Genomic DNA, 21679 nt, shown 5'->3' with positions numbered 1-21679 from the left:
CGCTTTCGGGGCCGTCGGTTCGCCGTGCTGAGCGTCTCGCTCGGCGGTGCGCTCGCCGTCGGCGCAGCCATGCTCGGTGTGTCCTACGCCGGCACCCGGCCAGCGACCCCGCCCCGGCGGCGAGCACAGCAGGAACGGGCACGGATGGATGACCTCTCCCGGCAGCCGCCCTGGCGGCCCCGTCCGACCCGGTGGGATGTCCCCCTGTCCTGCCGCGCCCGGTTGACCGGCGACGCCGACCGGCCGGGCGCGGCAAAGGAGAGACCGATGAAGGGAACGGACGACAGATGCTGACTGCGAGCGGGCCCGCGGTGCGGGCGTGGTCCGAGGACGACGAGACGACCACTCGGCTCCTCACCGAGGCGCTGCTCCTGGCCTACAACATCGTCGGGCGGGCCCTCGACGGGTGTCCGGGCACGGATGAGGCGGTGCGCGCCGCCGTGGCCCGGGCGGCGGTGGTCCGGGCGAGGAAGGCGCACGGTGGTCCCGACGCCCCGGCCCGGTTCCGCGTGCGGCTGATGGCGACTGCGGTGGACGAGGTCCGCCGGCACCGTCTGGCCGTCCGGGCGATGTCAGCGGCCCGGGGCGGTGGTGGGCCGGAGGAACCGGCCCGGCCCACCGTCGACTTCGTCGACCTGACGGTCGTACGCCTGGAGCTGGCCGGCGAACGGCGAGAGATCGCGGAGGCGACCCGGTGGCTCGGCGACACCAGGTGGAACGTGCTGGCCCTGTGGTGGCTGGAGGCCTGCGGCTTCCTGGACCGGCCCGAGCTGGCCGAAGCGCTGGACCTCTCGCGCCAGCAGGCGGCGGTACTGCTGGACCGGTTGACGGCCGGCCTCGCCGCCGCCCGCGTTGCGCAGCGGGCGGTGGCGGCCGTGCCCGGCTGCGGAGAGCTGAGGGCCCTGGTCGAGTCCTGGAGCGGCGTGCCCGACCCCGGCTGGCGCGAGCGGATCGCCGGCCACGCCTCCGGATGCGTGACCTGCTTCCGGCGCTCCGGTGCCCTGACGCCGGCCGACGACGTCCTCGGGGGACTGCCCCTGGTACCCCTGCCCGGTCTTCTCACGGCCGGGGCGTCGGTGGGCGCGCCGGCGGGCACAGGGCACCGCCGCAACCGCCGTTCGGGCAGGCGGCGGACGGTCACCGCGCTGACGACCCGCGTGTGGGTCTCGCTGTCGGTAGCAGGAGCGGTGACCGGCGTGTGTGTGCTCGCCGCCCTCTGCGGCGGCCCGGTGCAGGCACCGTCAGCCGTGCTGGTGGGCCCGGTCGACGCGATGGAGACGTCGGTGGCGCGTCCCACGCCGCCCGCGGAGCCCACCGCCGTTCCCATTGCCGGGCCCGCCCCGGTGGCCTCCGCCGCCGTTCCCGCAGGGGCGCAGAGCCCGTCCGGGGGCCCGTCGGTCACCTCGTCGCCCACGCCGTCCGCCACGTCGTCGGTCCGTCCGTCCCCGCGCCCCAGCACAGCCCCGGTGTCGCGCCCGCCCGCCGCACCCACGCCGTCGACGATCGGTCCCGACCCGGCCCAGGGGCCGGCCCACCAGGTGGTCACGATGATGAATGCCCAGCGCAGGGTCCTTGGGTGTGCTCCCCTCCGCACCGACGGCCGCCTCCAGTCCGCCGCCCAACGGCACGCCGACGACATGGCGGCCCGGCGCCACCTCGGCCGGGACGACTCCGGCGGTGCGGGGCCGAACCGGCGGATCGACGAGGCCGGCTACCCGTGGACGGCGGCGATGGAGGCCAACGCCCGCGGCCAACAGGACGCCGCTACGGTGATGTCGGACTTGACAGCCGATCCGAGCGCCCGAAGCCGCCTCCTCGACTGCGGCTTCACCGACATCGGGGTCGGCGTCCACCAGGGCGACGGCGGCCCGTGGTGGACGCTCGACCTCGGCACCGCGCGATGAGCCCAACGCACGACACGATGTCCGCCTCGACGCCGTCGGCGCGCTTACCTGCGCGCGATGAGGCCGTGCAAGTCCCGGGCACGACCGCTCTCGTGGCTCTCGGCCAGGACGAGGGTGGGGGTGGGCTGGATCGGGCCACGGCTTGTCGATCTCGCGTAGGGCGAGGCGCATGGGGCCCTCCTTTGAGCTCCCTGATACGGACATCGCGTTCCGCGTGGACGCGTGGGGACGAGGAGAGGCCGACAGGGTCCGTGCGGACGTTGGCGGTCCGTTCCACTGCCCGCGCCCCTGAGCCGTGCCCCGGCGGGCAGGCGGAGGCGGCAGCCAGCTGGGGCCGCGTGCCCATGAGAACAGTGTTTTGTTTCCACCAGTTTGACGAATTGTCACGACCAATGGACCGGCTGTCCGGTGCTGGTGGAACCTCTAGCCAGGTCCGGCTGTCCGACCCAGCGGGATGGCGGATCGCACAGTGGCTCTGGCCACCGGCCGGGCCTCTAGAGTCTTCACAACCGGATGCCGGCACCCCCGCACCAGGCGGGATCAGCGCCCCCTGGACGCCTTTCCCCACCCTCTCCGCCCTGGCCGCCATTCCCCCTGCCGCCAGGACCGTCGCAACGTCGCGCCCGGTCCGGAACGGCGCTGTCCGCGCACCACCGGAGGTACCCATGCACGCGCACGGCGAGCCCGAAAACGCCACACCCGACTCCGAGCCGGTCCACCCCGTCGATCAGGTACTGCCCGCACCACGGTTGGCGATCCTCGGTCTCCAGCACGTCGTCGTCATGTACGCAGGCGCCGTCGCCGTCCCGTTCATCGTGGGCAGCGCCCTCAAGCTCGACCTGCACACCATCGCCCTGCTGGTCAACGCCGACCTGCTGGTCGCCGGTATCGCGACGATCATCCAGGCGGTGGGCGTCTCCCACCTCCTCGGTGTCCGGCTGCCGGTGGTGGCCGGCGCCACCTTCACCGTGGTCAGCCCGATGATCACCATCGCGGCCGGGCACGGACTGCCGACGGTCTACGGCGCGATGCTCGTCTCCGGCGTGTTCGGCCTGCTCATCGCGAAACCGTTCGCCAAGATGATCAAGTTCTTCCCGCCGCTGGTGGCGGGCACGGTCATCGTGATCATCGGGCTCTCGCTGATCGGCCCGGGAGCGGGCATGATCGCCGGACACGACACCTCGGCCGCCGACTACGGGAAGCTGTCGCATCTCGCCCTCGGCTTCGGCGTGATCGCGCTGATCGTGCTGTTCAGTCGGCTGCTGCGCGGCTTCCTGGGCCAGCTCGCACCGTTGCTGGCGCTGGCCCTCGGCACACTGGCCTCGATCCCGCTGCACCTGTTCGACCTGAGCGGGGTCCGCTCCGCGGGCTGGTTCGGCATCGCCTCGCCGTTCCACTTCGGCGCGCCGCGGTTCGACGCGGCGGCGATCGCCTCGATGTGCATCGTGCTGCTGGTGACCTACACCGAGTCCACCGCGGACATGCTCGCGGTAGCGGAGATGACCGGCAAGGAGCTGACCGACGCGGACATCGCGCGCGGCCTCGCCACCGACGGCCTGTCCGCCGTGCTCGGCGGTTGCATGAACTCCTTCCCCGACACCGCGTACGCGGAGAACGTCGGCCTGGTGCAGATGACGGGGGTGCGCAGCCGCTGGGTGGTCGCGGTGGCGGGCTGCTTCCTGCTGGTGATGGGCCTGGTGCCCAAGGTCGGCGCGCTGATCGCGGCCGTCCCCGAGCCGGTGGTCGGCGGCGCGGCCCTGGTGATGTTCGCGATGGTCACCGCGGTCGGCGTGCAGACGCTGAGGAAGGTCGAGTTCAACGGCAATCACAACCTGCTGATCGTCGCCGTCTCGCTCGGTGTCGGCCTGCTGCCGGCGGTCGCCACCGACCCGTACGGCAACGAGGTGTTCTTCCGGCACTGCCCCGCTTGGGCGCAGACCGTCTTCGGCAGCCCGATCACCCTGACGGTGATCCTCGCCTTCACCCTCAACCTGCTCTTCAACCACCTCAAGCTGCCGGCCCTCGGCTCCGCGGCGACCTCGGCCACTCCTCCCGCCGCCACGGAGGAGGACCTGGTGCAGGTTCCGGAGGGCTGTTCGGCGTCATGCGCGCGGCGGATCACCTTGTCATCGCACACCTACTTCTGGGAGTCCCCGTATCCCGGCGTCTCCGCAGCGCGTGGCGGACAGTGTGGATGCGGCCGTCGTTCACGGTGAACCCCTGCGGGTCCGGGGTCGTGCAAGCAACTCACTGGGGGTCAAGGGGTCGCAGGTTCAAATCCTGCCGTCCCGACTGTGAAGTCGCTTGTGAGGGCGGCTACTTGGGAAACCGGGTACCCGCTCTCACTCGCTTCCGGAGGGCGCGTGGTCGCAGGGTGGTCGCGTCCGGCGCTCTGACCTGGAGGTCTGCGGCTGAGGCGAGTGCGGGCACCACCTGATGACACGTCAGATGATCTCGCGAGGGAGGTCTGCGTGGTCGAGTGCGTCGGCGAGGGCGGTGACGGCTTCGCGGGCGGCTTGAAGGAGCAGGTGGCCGTAGATGTTGACGGTGGTGGCCAGGGTGGAGTGCCGCAGGGTCTTGGAGACGACGGCGAGTGGCACCTGAGAGCTGATCATGATGGTGGCGGCGGTGTGGCGCAGGTCGTGAAGGCCGATCTTGGGCAGGCCGATCTCGGCTGAGCGTTGGCGCAGGGTGTGCAGGAGGCGTTCGGGGTTGATGGGTTTGCCGTCGGGGCGGGTGAAGACCATGCCCTGGAGGCGGGGTTGGTCGGGGTGGGCGCTGCGGTGGCGGGCGGCTTGGCGGCGTAGTGCGGCGGTGACGCGCCGGGGGGGTGCCTCTATGTCCTTCGTCAAGGTCGATCGGGTCATGCGGGCACGGCTTCGGGGGTGCGGGTCTCGTAGAGGGTGCCGTCTCGGAGCATGGCGAACAGGACGCTGATGCGTTGGCGGGCGAGGCGGAGGAGGGCCTGGGTGTGGGTCTTGCCGCGGTCTCGTTGCCGGTCGTAGTAGGCCCGGGAGTCGGGGTCGTGGAGGGCGGCGAACGCGGAGAGGAACATGGCCCGTTTCAGGAGCCGATTGCCGGTCCGCGGGGCGTGTTCGCCGTGGATGGAGGATCCGGAGGACTTCGTCGCCGGAGCGAGGCCGGCGTAGGAGGCCAGGTGGGCGGCGGTGGGGAAGCTGGTGCCGTCGCCGACGGTGACGAGCAGGGTGGCGGCGGTCCTGACGCCGACCCCGGGCATCGAGGTCAGGACCTTGGAAAGAGGGTGGGCCTCCAGCAGTTCGCCGATCTGGGCTTCGACGGCGCGTCGTTGCTCGTGGACGGCGGCGAGCGAGCGGGCCAGGGAGGGCACCACCGTGTCCAGGGTGGTGGTGCCGGGGACGACGACGGTCTGCTCGTCGAGCGCGGCGAAGATCTCGTCGACCAGGCGCTCGGCCATGCGCGGGGCCTTGGGGCGTATGAGGGTCACGAGTCTTCGCCGGCCGGCCTTGCGCAGGGCGGCCGGCGAGCCGTGCTGTTCCAGCAGGTGGGTGACGGCGGGGTGGTCCAGGCGCGGGCCGAGAACGCGTTCGAGGGAGGGGTGGAACTGCGTGAGCAGGCCGCGCAGGCGGTTGCTGGTGCGGGTGGCCTCGGCGGCGAGGTCCTGGTCGAAGCCGGTCAGGACGGTGAGCTGGGCCGCGGTCTCGTCGGCGAGTTCGAGGGCGCGCAGGGTGTGGGGCATGGTGCGGGCGGCGTCCGCGATCACGCGGGCGTCGCGGGCGTCGGTCTTGGCTTCGCCGGGGTAGAGGTCGGCGATGCGGCGCATGGCCAGGCCGGGCAGGTAGGCGACCTCGCAGCCGGCGTCGCGGGCTACGGCGAGTGGCAGGGCGCCGATCGAGGCGGGCTGGTCGACGATGACCAGGACGCGGCCGAACTTGGCGGTGAGCTTGTCGAAGACGGCCCGCAGTTTCGGTTCGCTGTTGGGCAGCCGCTTGTCGAACACGGTTTTGCCGGCGGCGGTCAGGCCGTGGCCGTGGTGGTCGCCCTTGCCGACGTCCAGGCCGAGGAAGACCGCGATGTCACTCGTGTCGAACACCGAACCCCCCGAGGGTCGTTCATCGTCCTGGCCTCGCCCTTTGGCACCGTTCGCGCGCATCCACGTTACGCAGACCAGGCATCCGTCAGCGGCCGGGCGTTGCGCTCGGCCGGGTGCCGGTCAGGCCTCTCATCAGCGGTCATACGGTGCTCCGGGCCGCGGTGACACCACCCCCCAGGTCATACCTTCGACAGGGGGCAACAGTCATACCGGGCCCGGAGGCCAGGAGCCCCGTTTCAGGGCCACGAAGAAGGTAACGGGGGCTGACCCAGTTGCGGCTGGCGCGGGTCTTGGGTGCTTGCAGGTGCAGGCGGGCGTTGTTGATCGATGCGAGGGTCCAGCGTACGAACAGGACGCGCTGGCGAAAGTGGACTTCGGGCCAGTGCAGACCGAGGACCTCGCCGCGGCGCATTCCGGTGCCGAGGATGACCTCGAAGATGTCGGCGTAGACGTCGTTGTAGGTCTCGGCGTTGTGGTGGAGGAAGGCGGATGCCTGCTGCGGTGTCCAGCACCGGCGCTCGGGTGCGGCAGGTCGCTTGAGCGCGGCGTTGCGGGCGGGATTGCGGGCCAGCAGGTCGGCGCTGACGGCGGCGTTCATGGGGCTGGAGAGGATGGTGCAGCAGCGGTGGACCGTGGGGCGTCCGCGACCGGCGGCCAGTTGCCGGCGGGACCAGGCGAGGACGTGCCGGTCGCGCAGGCCGGTCAGGGGTAGTGGGCCGAAGGCCGGTATGAGGTCGTGGTGGACGTGGCGGTGATAGCCGGCGTAGGTGGTGGCCTTGAGGACCTCCTGCTTGGAGAGCAGCCACTCGGTCAGGTAGTCGGCGACGGTCAGAGCCTCGTCCACCGCGATGCCGGTGCGTTCGGCCTTCAGGAAGTCCTGCAGGGCGGTGAGGGCCGCGTTCTGGTCGGGCAAGCCGCCGCGGCGCCGGGTCTCGCGCTTGCCTGAGGTGGAGGGAAGGTCTACGGCGTAGGCCCAGTTGCCATGGTCTGGATGGGTTTTCAGCTTGGGGTAGCGGGCGCCGTACTGGCGGCCGTCGGTGTCACGGCAGCCGCAGCGCCGGTAGACGCGTCCGCGCTGAGGATCGGTCAGGTTCACGGGAATCGACTCCTTGTGTGATCGGGCTGGGCCCAGCTTCACGGCCGAGCAGCCTGGCGCGGCAGGGGGCGGATCATGGCGACGGGGAGGCGAAGCTGGCGACCATCTGGGCCCGTGAACCGGGATGATCCCCTTGGAAAGTGCACAAGGGGGCGGTAGCGACCATTCGGTAGTGATTATCGGAGGTACGAGAGTCGAATCCCGGGTGGCGAAGAGTGAGGGCGACACGCGGGAAGGCGGTGGCCTGAAGCCCGATTTCATGTTCGTTTGCATGCCGGACAGTTGACACCTGGACTGGCGACTGGGCCGCGGGATCTCCTCGTCCGGTGCCGTACCAGCCTGCAGGGCGGCGAAGTCGGGGTGGGCCGCCTCGACGGCCTCGGGTAGGACTGCGCTTCTCCTGCTCGGCGAGCACCCGGTAGATGCCGGGCGGCGAGGGGTTCTGCCCTTTGCACCGGCCGATGGGGATGACCAGGTTCGGGCGGACCTTCACGCACCCGGGTGTCGTCCCAGCTTGATCGAGGCGCGGTCGGTGACCGGCAGGTTCCCGGGCCGGGGAGGCGACCAGCTCAGGCGTGAACGGGCGCCACGGGAAGGCGGCGGTGGTGGCGACCACGGCACGCCCCGCACCGGAATGCCGACCGGCCGGGCGCGCCGTCGCGGCGTTCGGACAGGTGGCGCCCGAGTGGGTGACATCGAGGTGTCGCTGGCCGGGGCCGACGTGCCGGCAGGCCAAGTTGGCCTGGTCCGGTTGCTCCATGAGGCGGTTTGCGAAGTGTCGGGAGGTGTGGTGGCGCTGAGGGTGTTGGTGCCGCGGCTCGGTGGCGGGGCAAGGAGGCGGGGGCGTAGCGCGGCGGTGGGGTTGCTGGCGGTGTTGTCGAGTATCGCGGTGGTGGCTCCGGCGTTGGGGGCGCCGCGTGTGGGTGGTTTGGTTCCGCAGACGCCTCTGCCGGGGGAGTGCATCCCCCAGTTCGCGACTCCGTTGCCGGTGTTCGGTCCGGCGGGGTCGACGCCTCGGGTCGATGCGGCGGCCCACAGGGATCTGTCCGTCGCGATGACGGAGACCGATCAGGAGGTGCTTCCGCAGGGCCGGCAGGACACCTGCGGCATGGGGGTGACGTTCGGCAAGACCCGGGTGTGGGCGTATGAGACCTCGGACACGACGAGTAAGCAGGTCCTGGGTCCGGCGCACTGGCCGGCGGTGACGCTCGAAGCCGAGAGGAGCACGCCGACGCGGGTCACCTACGAGAACAGGCTGCCGAGTTTCAATCCGTCGAATCCGTACGGCCCGGGGCTGGTGCAGGGTCTGATGAAGGTCGATCAGACCGTTCACTGGGCCAATCCGTTGAAGACGCCGGGCGCCGGGATGCCCGTGAACTGCGATGAGCCGCAGAACGCGGACAATCCGTTGTGTCAGCCCTACACCGGTCCGCAGCCCGCCGCGGTGCACCTGCACGGGGCCGAGATCAGTGCCTGCTACGACGGCGGTCCGGACACGTGGTTCACGCCGAACGGCTTGAGGGGGTCGCAGTACTGTTCGGACGACAAGCCCGGTCCGAGTGAAGCCGTCTACACCTATCAGAACTCCCAGGAGCCCGGGACACTGTGGTTCCACGACCACGTCCTCGGGGCGACCCGCAGCACCGTCTACGGCGGACTGGCGGGCTTCTACTTCCTCAGGGACCCGAAGGAGGAGCCCAAGGGCCTGCCGAGCGGTCCCTACGAGATCGAGATGGCTCTGCAGGACCGTGTCTTCGACACCAACAGTCAGCTGCTCGTCATCCCGCCGTCCAATCCGGACTACCACCCCTTCTGGGGTGTGCGCGAGTTCGGGGACGTCGCGACCGTGAACGGAGCGGCCTGGCCGTACCTCCAGGTGGAGCCGAGGCGCTACCGCTTCCGCCTTCTCAACGGCGCCAACGGGCGGCGCTTCGCCCTGCACTTCGGGGGCGCTCCCGTGTACCAGATCGGCGCCGACGACGCCTATCTGGACCGTCCCGTGCCGGTCAACGGCACGGCGTGCGCAGGAGGAGAATCCACGACCGAGTGCAGCGACCTGGACTTCATGCCCGGCGAGCGCGCCGACATCATCGTGGACTTCACGCAAATGGCCGGGAAGACGGTCACTGTGACCAACACGGGAACGCTCGACACACCCTTGCCGAACGTCATGCAGATCCAGGTGACCAAGCCCCTGGCGGGCCGCGACGAGAGCTGCGATCCCGCTCATCCCGCCCCGGAGGAGTGCGTCTGCGCCCGCCCGGAACCCATGGTCCACCTGATCGGGCCGGACGGCAGGCCGCGCGTCAAGGTCGACAACGTCAGGCAGTTCGTGCTCAACGAGCTCAACACCTCGAGCACGCAGCCGAGAGGGGGGAACATCGAGCAGTACGTCAACAACACCCTCTACGACGGACGCGAGTCCCCGTTCATCAGGCGGGAGTTCCCGAAGGACGGCATCAGTGAGCTGCCCCAGGTGGGATCGACCGAGGTGTGGCAGTTCATCAACGCCGAGGACCCGGCGCAGGCCTACCACCCGATGCACACGCACCTGGTGCAGTTCCAGATCGTCAGCCGCCAGAACATCGACTACGAGAAGTACATGAAGGCCTGGGACGGGTCCTTCCCGAGCTCCTGCAAGCCCACCGACGTCGACTTCTGCCCGGGCTACGGCCCGCCACTGTCGTACCGGAAGCCGAACGCCGATGGGGCGGTCGGAGGGAACCCGGCGGTCAGCCCGTTCCTCACGGGGGATCCGATGCCACCGGACCCGGGCGAATCCGGGTGGAAGGACACGGTCAAGGTGTTCCCCCACCAGGTGACCACGGTGATCGTGCGCTTCGCTCCGACCAGCGTCCCCGTCCACCGTTCCAGGCCCGGGCTCAACCTGTTCCCCTTCGATCCGACGGTCGGCCAGTACGTCTGGCACTGCCACGTCCTCGGCCACGAGGACAACGAGATGATGCGACCGTACCGAGTGGTCGGCGGTCGGAAACATGCCTGGGAAGACGAGAAGGCCAACGAACGGAAGAGCGGATAGCACAGGAAAAACGACGACAGGATGTGAGGAGGACGGGAGGGCCCCGCGCGGACCGTCTGATCCCTCCGGCCGCTCCGCTATAGCCGGGTGCCAAAAACGTGGGCGGTGGCCGGGAGAGGGAGCAAAGAAGGCTGACCATGGCAGACGGTGCGGCGGACCGGTCGGAAGGCTTCGGCTAGCGGCTGCTGGGGCTGCTGCTGGACAGGGCGCGGCTGATGCCGCCGCAGCTGATCGCCCCCCTGATCGCGGAAGAGGTGGCCAGGATCGGCGGCCGTGACGTCTCCATCCTGCTCCAGGACTACGCGCAAGAGCTGCTGGTGCCGCTGGCAGGCAGAAGGCTGCACGTCAGCCAGCCCGAACCGATTGACACCTCCGCCGCAGGCCAGGCCTTCCTGCGCGCGGACGCCGTCGAGGTGAAGCAGGCCCACGGCGTCCGGATGTACCTGCCGCTGATGGACGGCAGCGACCAGGTCTGCGTGATGGCCCTCACCCTGGACGCCGTCGACGACGACCGACGCCTGCTGCGCCGGCTCGCTGACATGCTGGTCACCAAGAACGCCCATACCGACCAGTTCTTCCAAGCCCGGCGCGGGAGCCGATGAGCGTGTCCGCGGAGATCCAGTGGAGCCTGCTGCCGCCGCTGACGATGTCCGTCCCGCAGGTCGAGCTGGCCGGCATCCTGGAGCCCGCCTACCGCGTCGCCGGCGACAGCTTCGACTACGCCCTCAACGGCAACGTCCTGCACATGGTCGTGATCGACGCGATGGGCCCCGGCCTGGACGCCGCCACGATGGCGACCATCGCCATCGGCGCCTACCGGCATGCCCGGCGCGTGTTCATCAGCCTGGCCGAGAAGTACGCGTTCATGGACGACGCCGTCTCCCGGCAGTTCGGGCCCGACCACTTCGTCACGGCACAGCTGATGCACATCAACATCGCCACCGGTGCGCTGGAGCTGGTCAACGCGGTCATCCCGCGCCGCTGCTGATCCGTGATGGCCGGGTCGAGCGGCAGCTGGAGAGCGCGACGACGTTGCCCGTCGGCTTCGGCGGTGAGGAGCCCCGGTCAAAGAGCACGTGCTCCAGCCGGGCGACCGGGTGTTGTGCTACACCGACGGCATCATCGAGGAGCGAGTCGCAGGTGGGGAGCCGTTCGGGGAGGAACACCTCATCGCCTGCGTCAACCACCTCGCAGAAGAGGCGTCACGGGGCGTGCGAGCGGACCTGCGCCGGCTTTCGCACACGCTGAAGAGGGAACGAGGAGGGCGCACCAGCGACGACGCCACCCTCCTCATGATCGAGTGGCGCGGGGGCGCCGCCGACCACCTCGCCGAACTCGACTGAGGAGCTGGACCTGTCCTTCCGGGCTCGGGGTTGTCGAGCCAGGTGCCCGGCGAAAGCCCCTCAGCGGCCGTGTGGGTGCCGAGGGACCGTCGGATGGCCCTCGCGCTCGAAGAGGGCCTCCAGGCAGCCAGGACCTGCTGGGGGCGGCTACCGGATCGGAGTGGGCTGCGCGCGAGCCGCCGTCGGTCAGGGCGCTTCGGGTACGGCCGGGGATCAACCCGAGCAGCCGGCTACCACGGTTGGGCTACCGCGGCAGTTGGTGGGACTGTTTCGACCGCCAGGTGCTCCAGGCCGTTTTTGCGGGCCGCGTCGTCCGGTCCGCAACGCTGTCCTCCAGGCGGTCGGGTCCGGGCTGGCGATGCCGGGACAGTAGACGGGCTCGAGGGTTTCGGTGTCAGCGAGCACCCGGTAGGGCTGCGCCGATCAGGTGTGCCCGGCGGGATCTCACGGAGCGCCACCGTAGGCCCGGAGTGAACCGGGCGGCCGTGTTCGACCGGACGGGCGAAACCGCCATCCGTGCCGCGTCGCCCCGCGGCTGTCCTCGGTGCAACGCGCCCGTGATCGACCCGACCCACATATCCCGAATTTGACGGATTGCCGCTTTTATGCTGCCGGTGACCGCCGATGGTGCCGTTCGGTGCGGTGTCGTCCCTGCGCTCCGATGTGGGGGGTGGCGGTTTTCGCCTACGAGGAGAGGTGCCTCCACGATGACCGGTGACGCTCGCAGGCTCGTTGATCCCGGCGGGGATACGGCGTGCAGACGCGGATCTCGGTTCCCTGTCGATCAACTGACGATCCATCAACAAGGCGACTTGTCGCCGGTTCCGGCTGCGGCCGACCCGGCGGAGTCCAGGTGGCGACGGGGTGGGCGGCGCATCGGGGTGACCGCGGTGGTGTGCGCGCTGCTGACCGGTGCGGCGGTACTGCCGGCCACGGCCGCGCCGGTGGCCGCCCGCCACACGGGTGGTGAGCGGGCGGCAGCACCGGTGAGCCGAACCTTCAACTTCACCGGCGCGCCGGAGTCGTACATGGTGCCGGCCGGGGTGGTGGTGACGATCACCGCGGACGGTGCGGGCGGCGCCGACCTGGCCGGCAGCTGCTCTCCTGGCGGGACTGGGGGGAGGGGGGCGCGGGTTGTCACCACGCTGCCGGTCACCACCGCATCGACCACCTACACCGTCAAGGTCGGAGGCTCCGGGGGTAAGGGCTGCACTCTGGACAATGTCGGCGGGTTCAACGGCGGCGGTCCAGGCGGCCCTGGAACACTCTATGCGGTCGGCGGGGGCGGCGGGGGCGGGGCATCCAGCGTCGGAGTGGACGGCACGCTGCTGGTCGTCGCGGGCGGTGGCGGCGGTGCGGGTGGCAATCGCTTCAATTCCGGCGTCTCCTCCTCCGGAAACGGCGGTAACGGAGGGCTTCCGAACGGCACCGACGGCGCCCAGGGTCAGTACAGCGCTGCTGCGCCGGGTGGAGGCGGGCAGGGCGGCAGTACCAGCGGCCGCTTCCCAGGGGCGGGAGGCGCGGGCGGCAGTAGCGTGGGCTGCAACGGCGGGGCCGGCGGGAGCGGAGGCGGTTTCTCCGGTGCCGCAGTGGGGACCGGTGGAGCCGGGGGAGAAGGCACCGATGGCGGTTTTTGCGGCGTTCAAGGGTCCGGAGGGGGTGGTGGCGGCGGATACTTCGCAGGCGGCGGTGGTGGGGCCGCCGGTGGCCTGGGGTCGAGCTCGGCGAGTGGCGGTGGCGGTGGGGGTGGCAGCAGCTTCGCCACCGCCTCGGGCACGGGGACGAGTTTCACCGCTTCCCCGGTCGGCGCGACCAACTCCAACGGCCGGGTGACCATCGAGTACACGTCGGTGGCGGCGACGGTCACGGCGATTGCGGGGACCCCGCAGTCCACGCGGGTGAACACCGCTTTCCCCACTGCTCTGGCCGCCAGGGTCACCGACAAGGCCGGCGGTCCCGTCCCCGGGGTGCGGATGGCCTTCACCGCGCCGACTGCGGGCCCGTCGGGGACGTTCCCCGGTGGGGCCACGTCCGTCATCGTGACTGCCAACGCGAGTGGTGTGGCCACCGCACCCGCCTTCACCGCCAACGGCACACCCGGCTCCTACACCGTCACCGCCGGCCTGCCCGACGACCCCGCCGTCCCTCCGGCGCCCTTCGACCTGACCAACACCGCCCCGTCGTTGACGATCAGCAAGCACCACGCGGGGGACTTCACCCGGGGCCGGCAGGGCACGTACACGATCACCGTGGGAAACAACGGGGATGCGCCGACCAGTGGCACCCCGGTGACCGTGGGGGACACTCTCCCGCCGGGGTCGGGGCTGACCGCAGCCGGCATCAGCGGTCCGGGGTGGGCATGTGACCTGAGCACGGTGAGCTGCACCCGCAGCGACGTGCTGGCGGCCGGCGGCACCTATCCGGATATCAGCCTGACGGTCGACGTCTCACCGACCGCCCCCGCGCAGGTGACCAACACGGCCACTGCCAGCGGAGGTGGCGGAGGCACCGCCACCGCCACCGACCCCACCACCATCAGCCCCGCACCGTCGTCGCTGACGATCAGCAAGACCCACTCCGGGAAGTTCACGCCGGGCCAGGGAGGCGTCTACACGATCACCGTGGGAAACAACGGGAGTGGGCCGACCCGCGGCATCCCGGTGATCATGAAGGACACGCTTCCGACGGGGCTGACCGCGGCCGGTATCAGCGGCGAGGGCTGGACGTGCGACCTGAGCGCGGTGACCTGCACGCGCAGTGACCCGCTGGCGGCCGGGGCCAGCTACCCGCCCATCACGCTGACGGTCAACGTCTCACCGCAGGCTCCCCGCGAGCTCGTCAACACCGCCACGGTCACCGGAGGCGGCGACGGCACCGCCACCGCCGTCGACCGCGTCATCCGCGGCACCGCCCCGCCGTCGCTGACCATCAGCAAAACCCACACCGGAGACTTCACCCCGGGCAGAAGCGGCATCTACACGATCACCGTGGGCAACGACGGGAGCGGGCCGACCGACGGCACCGCGGTGATCATGAAGGACGCGCTCCCGACGGGGCTGACCGCGGCCGGTATCAGCGGTGAGGGCTGGACGTGCGTCCTGAGGACTCTGACCTGCACGCGCAGTGACCCGCTGGCCGCCGGGGCCAGCTACCCGTCGATCACGCTGACGGTCAAGGTCTCCTGCCGCGTCCCCCACGAGGTCACCAACACCGCCACGGTCACCGGAGGCGGCGACACCACCACGCACACCGCCACCGACCCCACCACTATCAAGCACCACGAACACGACGAAGACTGCGAGCACTGCGACAACGAGTACCGCTCCACCGACCACAAGAAGGAGCCCGCGGGCGCGTAAGCAGGTACCCGGCCTGACAGGAAGCTGACAGGAAGTGCGGCGGCGGCCCACCAGCCCGGTGGCCGCCGCCGTGGCGTCCACACCGCCACCGTGCCCTGGGGCGTTCTGGGGCTCGTCCCAGGGCATCACCGGCGAGGCCTTGCCGGGTTGCTTCCAGGCGACGCACGGGACGACCACCAGTCCATGTCCATCGAACTCGGCAAGGTCACATGCCACTCATGACACGCGGACGCTGGCGTCCCATCACATCTCCCCAGTTGAAAACCCATGAGCCCTGCGCCCGGGCACGCTCCCGACCGACGCCACCGCGGCCACCAGTGCCGATGACTTTTCGAGTGGTGGAGGCTGTCCTCGTTACGACGCGCCGCGGTCAGCCGCGCATGTCCAGGATTTGACGGATTGCGGCTTTTATGCTTCCGGGTGACCGCCGATGGTGCCGTCCGGTGCGGTGTCGTCCCTTCGCTCCGATGTGGAGGGTGGCGGGTTTCGCCTACGAGGAGAGGTGCCTCCACGATGACCGGTGACGCTCGCAGACCCGTTGATCCCGGCGGTGAACCGGCACGCAGACGTGGATCACGGCTCTTCCCCCGTCCGCTGATGGCCTCTCATCGGGCTGGCTCGTCGTCGGTGGCGGCTGCGGCCGGCCCGGCGGCGTCCGGGCGGCGACGGGGTGGGCGGCGCATCGGGGTGACCGCGGCGGTGTGCGCGCTGCTGACCGGTGCGGCGGTGCTGCCGGCCACGGCCGCACCGGTGGCCGCCCGCCACACGGGTGGTGTGCGGGCGGCAGCACCGGTGAGTCGAACCTTCGACTACACCGGCGCCTCCGAGTCGTACACGGTGCCGGTCGGGGCAGTGGTGACCATCACCGCGGACGGCGCCGGCGGCGGCGACCTGACCGGCTGTTCGGTCTTTTTCGGCAACCCTGGGGGGACCGGGGGCCGGGTGGTCACCACGCTCCCGGTGGCGACCGTGTCGACCACCTACACCATCAACGTCGGAGGTGCCGGCGGCAAGGACTGCGGCAGTACGGCGGCAGGCGGGTACAACGGCGGTGGCGCGGGCGGAAAAGACGTGGGCGATCGTGACAGTGGCGCGGGTGGGGGTGGGGCGTCCAGCGTCAGCGTGAACGGTGGGCTGCTGGTCGTCGGGGGCGGTGGCGGCGGTGCCGGCAACGGCTCGGGCTTCACGGTTCCGCCCTTGTCCGGGGGGCGCGGTGGTGACGGGGGGCGCGACGCGACCGACGGCAGCGTAGGCGTGTCCGTTCCCCTTCTCAGTGCGCCGGGGGAAGGCGGAGGAGGCGCCAGCACCCCCCGCGGGACCGCCGGGGCGGGGGGCGCGGGCGGGCAATACCCCGCAGCTCAGTGCAGGGGTGTGGCCGGCGCGACGGGAAGCAGCTTCGCCGGTGCCGCGGTAGGCAACGGCGGCGCCGGGGGCCAGGGCGCACCGAACGATTTTCCTGACATCTGTGTGGGCGGCTCGGGCGGTGGCGGTGGCGGCGGCGGGTACTTCGGTGGCGGCGGGGGCGGGGGCTCCGCCGAACCCATCAACCACTTCGGGGAGTTCCCCCTTGTGGGGGCCGCCGGTGGGGGCGGCGGTGGAGGCGGGAGCAGCTTCGCCACGCCGTCGGGCAGCGGCACCAGCTTCGTCGCGTCCCCGATCGGTACGGCCAACAACAACGGCCAGGTGACCATTTCCTACAGGGTTCTCTCCATCCCGGTGTTGACGATCAGCAAGCGCCACACCGGGAACTTCACCCAGCGTCAGCAGGGCACGTACACGATCGCCGTGGGAAACGACGGGAGCGGGCCTACCGACGGCAGCACGGTGACCATGAAGGACACACTCCCCTCCGGGCTGACCGCGGCCGGCATCAGCGGCCCGGGGTGGTCCTGTGACCTGAGCACAGTGACCTGTAACCGTCGCGACGTGCTGGTGGCCGGTGCCGCCTATCCGGACATCAGCCTGACGGTCGACGTCTCACCGACCGCCCCCGCGCAGGTGACCAACACGGCCACCGCCAGCGGTGGCGGTGACGGCACCGCCACCGCCACCGACCCCACCACGGTCATCCCCGCCGTGCCGTCGCTGACGATCAGCAAGGCCCACTCGGGGAACTTCATCCAGGGCCGGCAGGGCACGTACACGATCACCGTGGGAAACAACGGGAACGGGCCCACCAATGGCACCCCGGTGATCATGAAGGACACGCTCCCGTCGGCGATGACCGCGGCCGGTATCAGCGGCGACGGCTGGGCCTGTGACCTGAGCACCGTGACCTGTAACCGTCGCGACGTGCTGGTGGCCGGTGCCGCCTATCCGGACATCAGCCTGACGGTCGACGTCTCACCGACCGCCCCCGCGCAGGTGACCAACACGGCCACCGCCAGCGGTGGCGGTGACGGCACGGCCACCGCCACCGACCCCACCACCATCAACCCCGCCGGGCCGTCGCTGACGATCAGCAAGACCCACTCCGGGAAGTTCACCCCGAACCAGGGAGGCGTCTACACGATCACCGTGGGAAACAACGGGACCGCGCCGACCCGCGGTACCCCGGTGATCGTGAAGGACACGCTCCCGGCGGGGCTGACCGCGGCCGGTATCAGCGGCTCGAACTGGACGTGCGACCTGAGCGCGGTGACCTGCACGCGCAGTGACCCGCTGGCCGCCGGGGCCAGCTACCCGCCCATCACGCTGACGGTCAACGTCTCACCGCAGGCCCCCCGCGAGCTCGTCAACACCGCCACGGTCACCGGAGGCGGCGACGGCACCGCCACCGCCGTCGACCGCGTCATCCGCGGCACCGCCCCGCCGTCGCTGACCATCAGCAAAACCCACACCGGGAACTTCACCCCGGGCCAGCAGGGCACGTACACGATCACCGTGGGCAACGACGGGAGCGGCCCCACCGATGGCAGTACGGTCACCATGCGGGACACGCTTCCGTCGGGGCTGACCGCGGCCGGCATCAGTGGTGACGGCTGGGCCTGTGACCTGAGCACGGTGACCTGCACGCGCAGCGACCCGCTGGCCGCCGGGGCCAGCTACCCGTCGATCACGCTGACGGTCAAGGTCTCCTGCCGCGTCCCCCACGAGGTCACCAACACCGCCACAGCCACCGGAGGCGGCGACACCATCACCCACACCGCCACCGATCCCACCACCATCAAGCGCGACAGAGAGGACGAGGGCGAGCGCTGCCACGACGAGCATCGCGTTGTCGCCTAGACCGCCGGTAGAGACGCCACGTTCTGGCCCCGCCGCGTGAGCGGCGGGGCCCTCGGAACCACCCTGGCCACCGCCACCCGCACCAGCAACCAGCCGCACCTGTCCGACCAATGGGCCGCCGACCTGCGCAAGGCAGGCGCCGAACTGCTGTCCGAGGAACCGCCGGTCGGGATGGGCACGAGGCCCTACATCCCCCGCGGGTACCAGGTGCTGGCGGGCATCCTGCGGAACGGGAACTACGACCCGCACTTCCTCAACCCGATCGCCGAGCACGTCGTCCAGCTCGATGCCAAGGACACCAACCGGACGAGGCCGTTCTGGCCCGACTTCGGGGGCGACGAACGGGGAATCTTCAACATCGTCGGCCAGGACGGTGCAGCGGGCTATCAGCCGATTACGGGAATCCTGGAAGCACTGGGCCACAGCCCGGAGGCGGCCACCAAGTTCTTCCACGACCAGCCCACGGCCTACAACACCGACGGCACGGTCAACTCGAACGGAAAGCCCAGGCCCGCCGACTACCTCCACTACCTCGCACACGACAAGGAGTTCAAGCCGGACACCCTCTCCTACGACAAGGACGCGCAGGCGAAGTCCCAGGCCAGTGGACCGCTCGCGTTCGGGCACGCGCTGGAGGCGGCCACCAGCGGTCACCCGTACGACGAGACGCCCAACCCGCCGCTCCAGCACCGCGCCGACCAGGCCGAGGTCATGACCAAGGTGATGGACGAGTTCGGCCACACCACGGACGGCGGCAGCCTGGCCCGGATCACCGGCAAGGACGCCCCGCTCGCCGCGCTGCGCCCCAGTCTCGGACACCTGGTCGCCGACTACATGGGCGACGTCCAGCACTCCTTCTCGAAGTTCGACAACACCCTGCCGGTGAACGGAGCACTCGCCAACCTCGACCCCTCCCACGTCCGCGCCGTCCTCAACCAGCTCGGCCGCGATCCGGAGGCGTACGGCAGCGTCATCAACGCCCAGCAGGCGTACACCACCGCGCTCATCCACAGGGAGTTCGCGGGAGGAGAGACCAACGCCGCGAAACTCGCCCTCCCGATCGACAACGCGGCGAGCTCAGGCGGTGCCATCGCATTCCACCTGTTCACCGACGCGGCGAGCGGCCGCGACAGCGTGGTCCACCGCGACCCGGCCGACGGCGGCTACCGGCTGGCGACCGCGGAGCCTCAGGCCGAACCGGTGCCGGGGTTGCCGCTGAGCACGCTCGGCGCACCGCGGCTCGCCGTCGCCGAGGCGGTCGCTCGTCTGGTCCTCGGCGGCCTGCCGTTCGTGTTCTTCACCGATGCCGCCACCGGCCGCGGCAACGTGCTGTACCACCGCTACGACGGCCACTACGGCCTCATCACTCCCGTGCTGTAGGGGGCGCGGGCCTGCCCGGCGGCTGTGGGGGTTCGACCGGGTGAAGTGCGGAGCCGGGGACGGTGTGGGGCCGTCCCCGGTTTTCGCGTTCTCGGGTGCGCGTGGTGGCGAACTCGGGTGCTGGGGTTGCCCGGTGAGATACGGCTGCACGGCGCCACCTGCCCTGCCGACAGGGCCGCGGAGTGCGGCCGAGGCGTCGGGTCCACCGCCCTTGACGGCGCTTTGACTTCCTCACCCTTCGGGTGGTGACGCGGTGCCCAAGGCTCAGGCGGTCTCCAGACCGCGATCCTTCGCGTGGGCGGATGGGCTGGGGGTTGGCGAGGTCATGTCCTGGAGGCCGATGACGGACAGGATGCGGAGTTTGTCGGCGGCTTCGCTGTCGGGGGCGGCGGTGAAGACGATGAGGCGCAGGTCTGCGCCGTGGAGGGAGAGAACGTCGCAGTCGAGTTCGATCGCGCCGACCTGGGGGTGGTCGATGGTCTTGCGTCCGCTGGCGTGGTGCGCGACGGCGGAGCCGTCCCACAGCCGGGCGAAGTCGGTGTTCGACCGGCGCAGGTCGCTGATCATGGCGGCCAGTTGGCGGTCGGCCGGGTAGCGGGAGGCGACGTCGCGCAGGTCGGCGACCAGGGAGGCCCGGTGGTCTTCCGGCGAGGGGTGCCGGACCCTGCCGGGGTCGTTGTGGAAGGTGCGCCAGACCAGGTTCGTCTCGCGGCCGGCACGGCGCCGTGTCTCGCCGTGCAGGGCCGCCCACAGGTCGTTGTGCTCCAGCAGGGTCCAGGTCGCGTCGAAGACCGCGATCGGCACGTCGGCCAAGCGGCTGAGCAGCCGCTGCACGCTGGGGCCGATCAGCTGGGGGACGGTCCCGTCGAGCTCGGCGGCGTGGCCGGCGAGCCGGCACGCCAGCGTGAACTCGGCGTCGGTCAGGCGCAGGGCGCGGGACAGCGCCCGCAGGACGTCCGCGCTGGGGTGAGCGCGGCCCTGTTCGAGGCGTTTGACGTAGTCGGGCGAAACACCGGCCAGCCACCCCACCTCTTCGCGCCGCAACCCCGGGGTGCGGCGGACTCCCCGGGCGAAGGGAGAGCCGACGTCCTCCGGGCGGACCCTGGCACGCCAGGAGCGCAGCATCGTCGCCAGATCCGGTCCCTCAGTCACGGCTGCATTCTCGGTGATCATGACCGGATTGTCGACGCGCCGCCCGGCTCCTTGCGTGGCCCAACCTGGGCCACCCTGCCCCGGCTCCCGCGGGCCAGACTCGATCTGGCGCCGGGAAAAAAGCCCGAGGGACCGGAACCTTCCGCGACCGCGACGGCGACCTGCCCCGGCAGCCGACCCCCTCCATCACCTGCGCCCCCTCGATCCTGAAAGGTTCTGTCATGTCCTCCTTCCTCGTCATCGGCGCCACCGGCAACGTCGGCAGCGCCCTGGTCAACCAGCTCCACGAGCAGGGCCACCACGTGCGGGCCCTGGTCCGCAGTGCCTCGCGCGCCGAACTTCTCCCGGCTGCCATCGACATCGCCGTCGGCGACCTGGACGACGCCGAGAGCCTGACCGGGGCCGCCCGCGACGTCGACGGCGTCTTCTTCATGCAGCTCGCCCCGCTGCCCGCACAGGCCGAGAACATGATCAAGGCCGCCCGCACCGCCGGAGTCCACAAGCTCGTGGTGCTGTCCTCCGTCGGCACCGTCCTGGAACCGCTGCCCGTGATCGGAGCCAGGATCGCCGCCCGCGACCAGATCCTCCGCGACTCCGGGCTCGACGTCACCTACCTGCGCGCCAACGCCCTGATGTCGAACGCGACGTGGTGGCTGCCCACCATCCGCGACGAAGGCCGCGTCTACGACGCGAGCGACCCCGGCAAGACCGTGCCCGTCGACCCCTTCGACATCGCCCGCGTCGCCGCCGTCGCCCTCACCCAGGACAACCACGCCGGTTGCGCCTACATCCTGAACGGCCCCCAGGCACTCACCGCCCGCGAGCAGGTGGAGATCCTCGCCGATGTCCTGGGACGGCCCGTCGAGTTCGTTCCGGTCACCCCCGAGCAGTTCGCCCGGCAGAGCATCGAGCAGGGCACCCCGCCCGAGATGGCCGTCGCCGTGCAGAACCTCAACGAACTCTTCCGCGCCGGACGCGCCGGAGTCGTCAGCGACGACATCACCAACCTCACCGGCATCGCCCCGCGGACCTTCCGCCAGTGGTGCGAGGAACACGCAGGCGAATTCCACTAAGACGCCGCGATGGATGGGGGCGGCAATGACCA

Annotated in this window: 12 protein-coding genes and 1 pseudogene; 8 read left to right on the top strand and 5 right to left on the bottom strand. The window is 70.7% G+C overall.

The window, feature by feature from the left end; translation table 11 throughout:
• Window positions 1–287 precede the first annotated feature (287 nt).
• Entirely contained in the window at window positions 288–1904 is a 1617-nt protein-coding gene (locus O1G21_RS11060) for a CAP domain-containing protein (RefSeq protein WP_270142897.1), read from the top strand.
• 665 nt (window positions 1905–2569) lie between these two features.
• Window positions 2570–4120, top strand: a complete 1551-nt coding sequence (locus O1G21_RS11055; RefSeq protein WP_270142896.1) for a nucleobase:cation symporter-2 family protein — start codon at window positions 2570–2572, stop codon at window positions 4118–4120.
• 228 nt (window positions 4121–4348) lie between these two features.
• On the opposite strand, the gene O1G21_RS11050 is transcribed toward O1G21_RS11055, so the two are convergent.
• From O1G21_RS11050 to O1G21_RS11040, 3 genes are all read right to left on the bottom strand, one after another.
• A complete protein-coding gene (locus O1G21_RS11050) occupies window positions 4349–4756 on the bottom strand; it encodes a tyrosine-type recombinase/integrase (protein ID WP_270142895.1) in 408 nt (135 codons plus the stop codon).
• 11 nt (window positions 4757–4767) lie between these two features.
• Window positions 4768–5976: an IS110 family RNA-guided transposase gene (locus tag O1G21_RS11045; RefSeq protein WP_270139889.1), complete on the bottom strand. Its 1209-nt coding sequence runs from the start codon at window positions 5974–5976 to the stop codon at window positions 4768–4770.
• A gap of 139 nt (window positions 5977–6115) precedes the next feature.
• On the bottom strand, window positions 6116–7072 hold the full coding sequence (locus tag O1G21_RS11040) for a tyrosine-type recombinase/integrase (RefSeq protein WP_270142893.1): 957 nt from the start codon (window positions 7070–7072) through the stop codon (window positions 6116–6118).
• Window positions 7073–7757: 685 nt separating this feature from the next.
• On the opposite strand from O1G21_RS11040, the gene O1G21_RS11035 reads away from it, so the two are divergent.
• From O1G21_RS11035 to O1G21_RS11025, 3 genes and pseudogenes are all read left to right on the top strand, one after another.
• Window positions 7758–10112 (top strand): multicopper oxidase family protein, encoded by a 2355-nt coding sequence (locus O1G21_RS11035; protein ID WP_270142891.1) that lies wholly within the window; start codon window positions 7758–7760, stop codon window positions 10110–10112.
• Window positions 10113–10294: 182 nt separating this feature from the next.
• Window positions 10295–11455: pseudogene (locus O1G21_RS11030) on the top strand (PP2C family protein-serine/threonine phosphatase).
• An 881-nt stretch (window positions 11456–12336) separates the two neighbouring features.
• Window positions 12337–14814 (top strand): hypothetical protein, encoded by a 2478-nt coding sequence (locus tag O1G21_RS11025; protein WP_270142889.1) that lies wholly within the window; start codon window positions 12337–12339, stop codon window positions 14812–14814.
• A 605-nt stretch (window positions 14815–15419) separates the two neighbouring features.
• Here the strand turns inward: O1G21_RS11025 and O1G21_RS11020 are convergent.
• The gene (locus O1G21_RS11020; protein ID WP_270142887.1) at window positions 15420–15554 is read right to left on the bottom strand and encodes a hypothetical protein; all 135 of its coding nucleotides are present in this window, start codon (window positions 15552–15554) and stop codon (window positions 15420–15422) included.
• A gap of 10 nt (window positions 15555–15564) precedes the next feature.
• On the opposite strand from O1G21_RS11020, the gene O1G21_RS11015 reads away from it, so the two are divergent.
• On the top strand, window positions 15565–18042 hold the full coding sequence (locus tag O1G21_RS11015) for a hypothetical protein (RefSeq protein ID WP_270142886.1): 2478 nt from the start codon (window positions 15565–15567) through the stop codon (window positions 18040–18042).
• 36 nt (window positions 18043–18078) lie between these two features.
• Window positions 18079–19422, top strand: a complete 1344-nt coding sequence (locus tag O1G21_RS11010) for a sigma 54 modulation/S30EA ribosomal C-terminal domain-containing protein (protein ID WP_270142884.1) — start codon at window positions 18079–18081, stop codon at window positions 19420–19422.
• A 264-nt stretch (window positions 19423–19686) separates the two neighbouring features.
• Here O1G21_RS11010 and O1G21_RS11005 read toward each other — a convergent pair whose 3' ends face one another.
• Entirely contained in the window at window positions 19687–20574 is an 888-nt protein-coding gene (locus O1G21_RS11005; protein WP_270142882.1) for a helix-turn-helix domain-containing protein, read from the bottom strand.
• A gap of 221 nt (window positions 20575–20795) precedes the next feature.
• On the opposite strand from O1G21_RS11005, the gene O1G21_RS11000 reads away from it, so the two are divergent.
• A complete protein-coding gene (locus O1G21_RS11000) occupies window positions 20796–21647 on the top strand; it encodes an NAD(P)H-binding protein (RefSeq protein ID WP_270142880.1) in 852 nt (283 codons plus the stop codon).
• The last annotated feature ends 32 nt before the right edge of the window (window positions 21648–21679 follow it).

This window comes from Kitasatospora cathayae (assembly GCF_027627435.1).
GTDB lineage: Bacteria > Actinomycetota > Actinomycetes > Streptomycetales > Streptomycetaceae > Kitasatospora > Kitasatospora cathayae.
The sequence above is the reverse complement of the archived record's forward strand: the minus strand, read 5'-3'. Positions and strand labels throughout refer to the sequence as shown.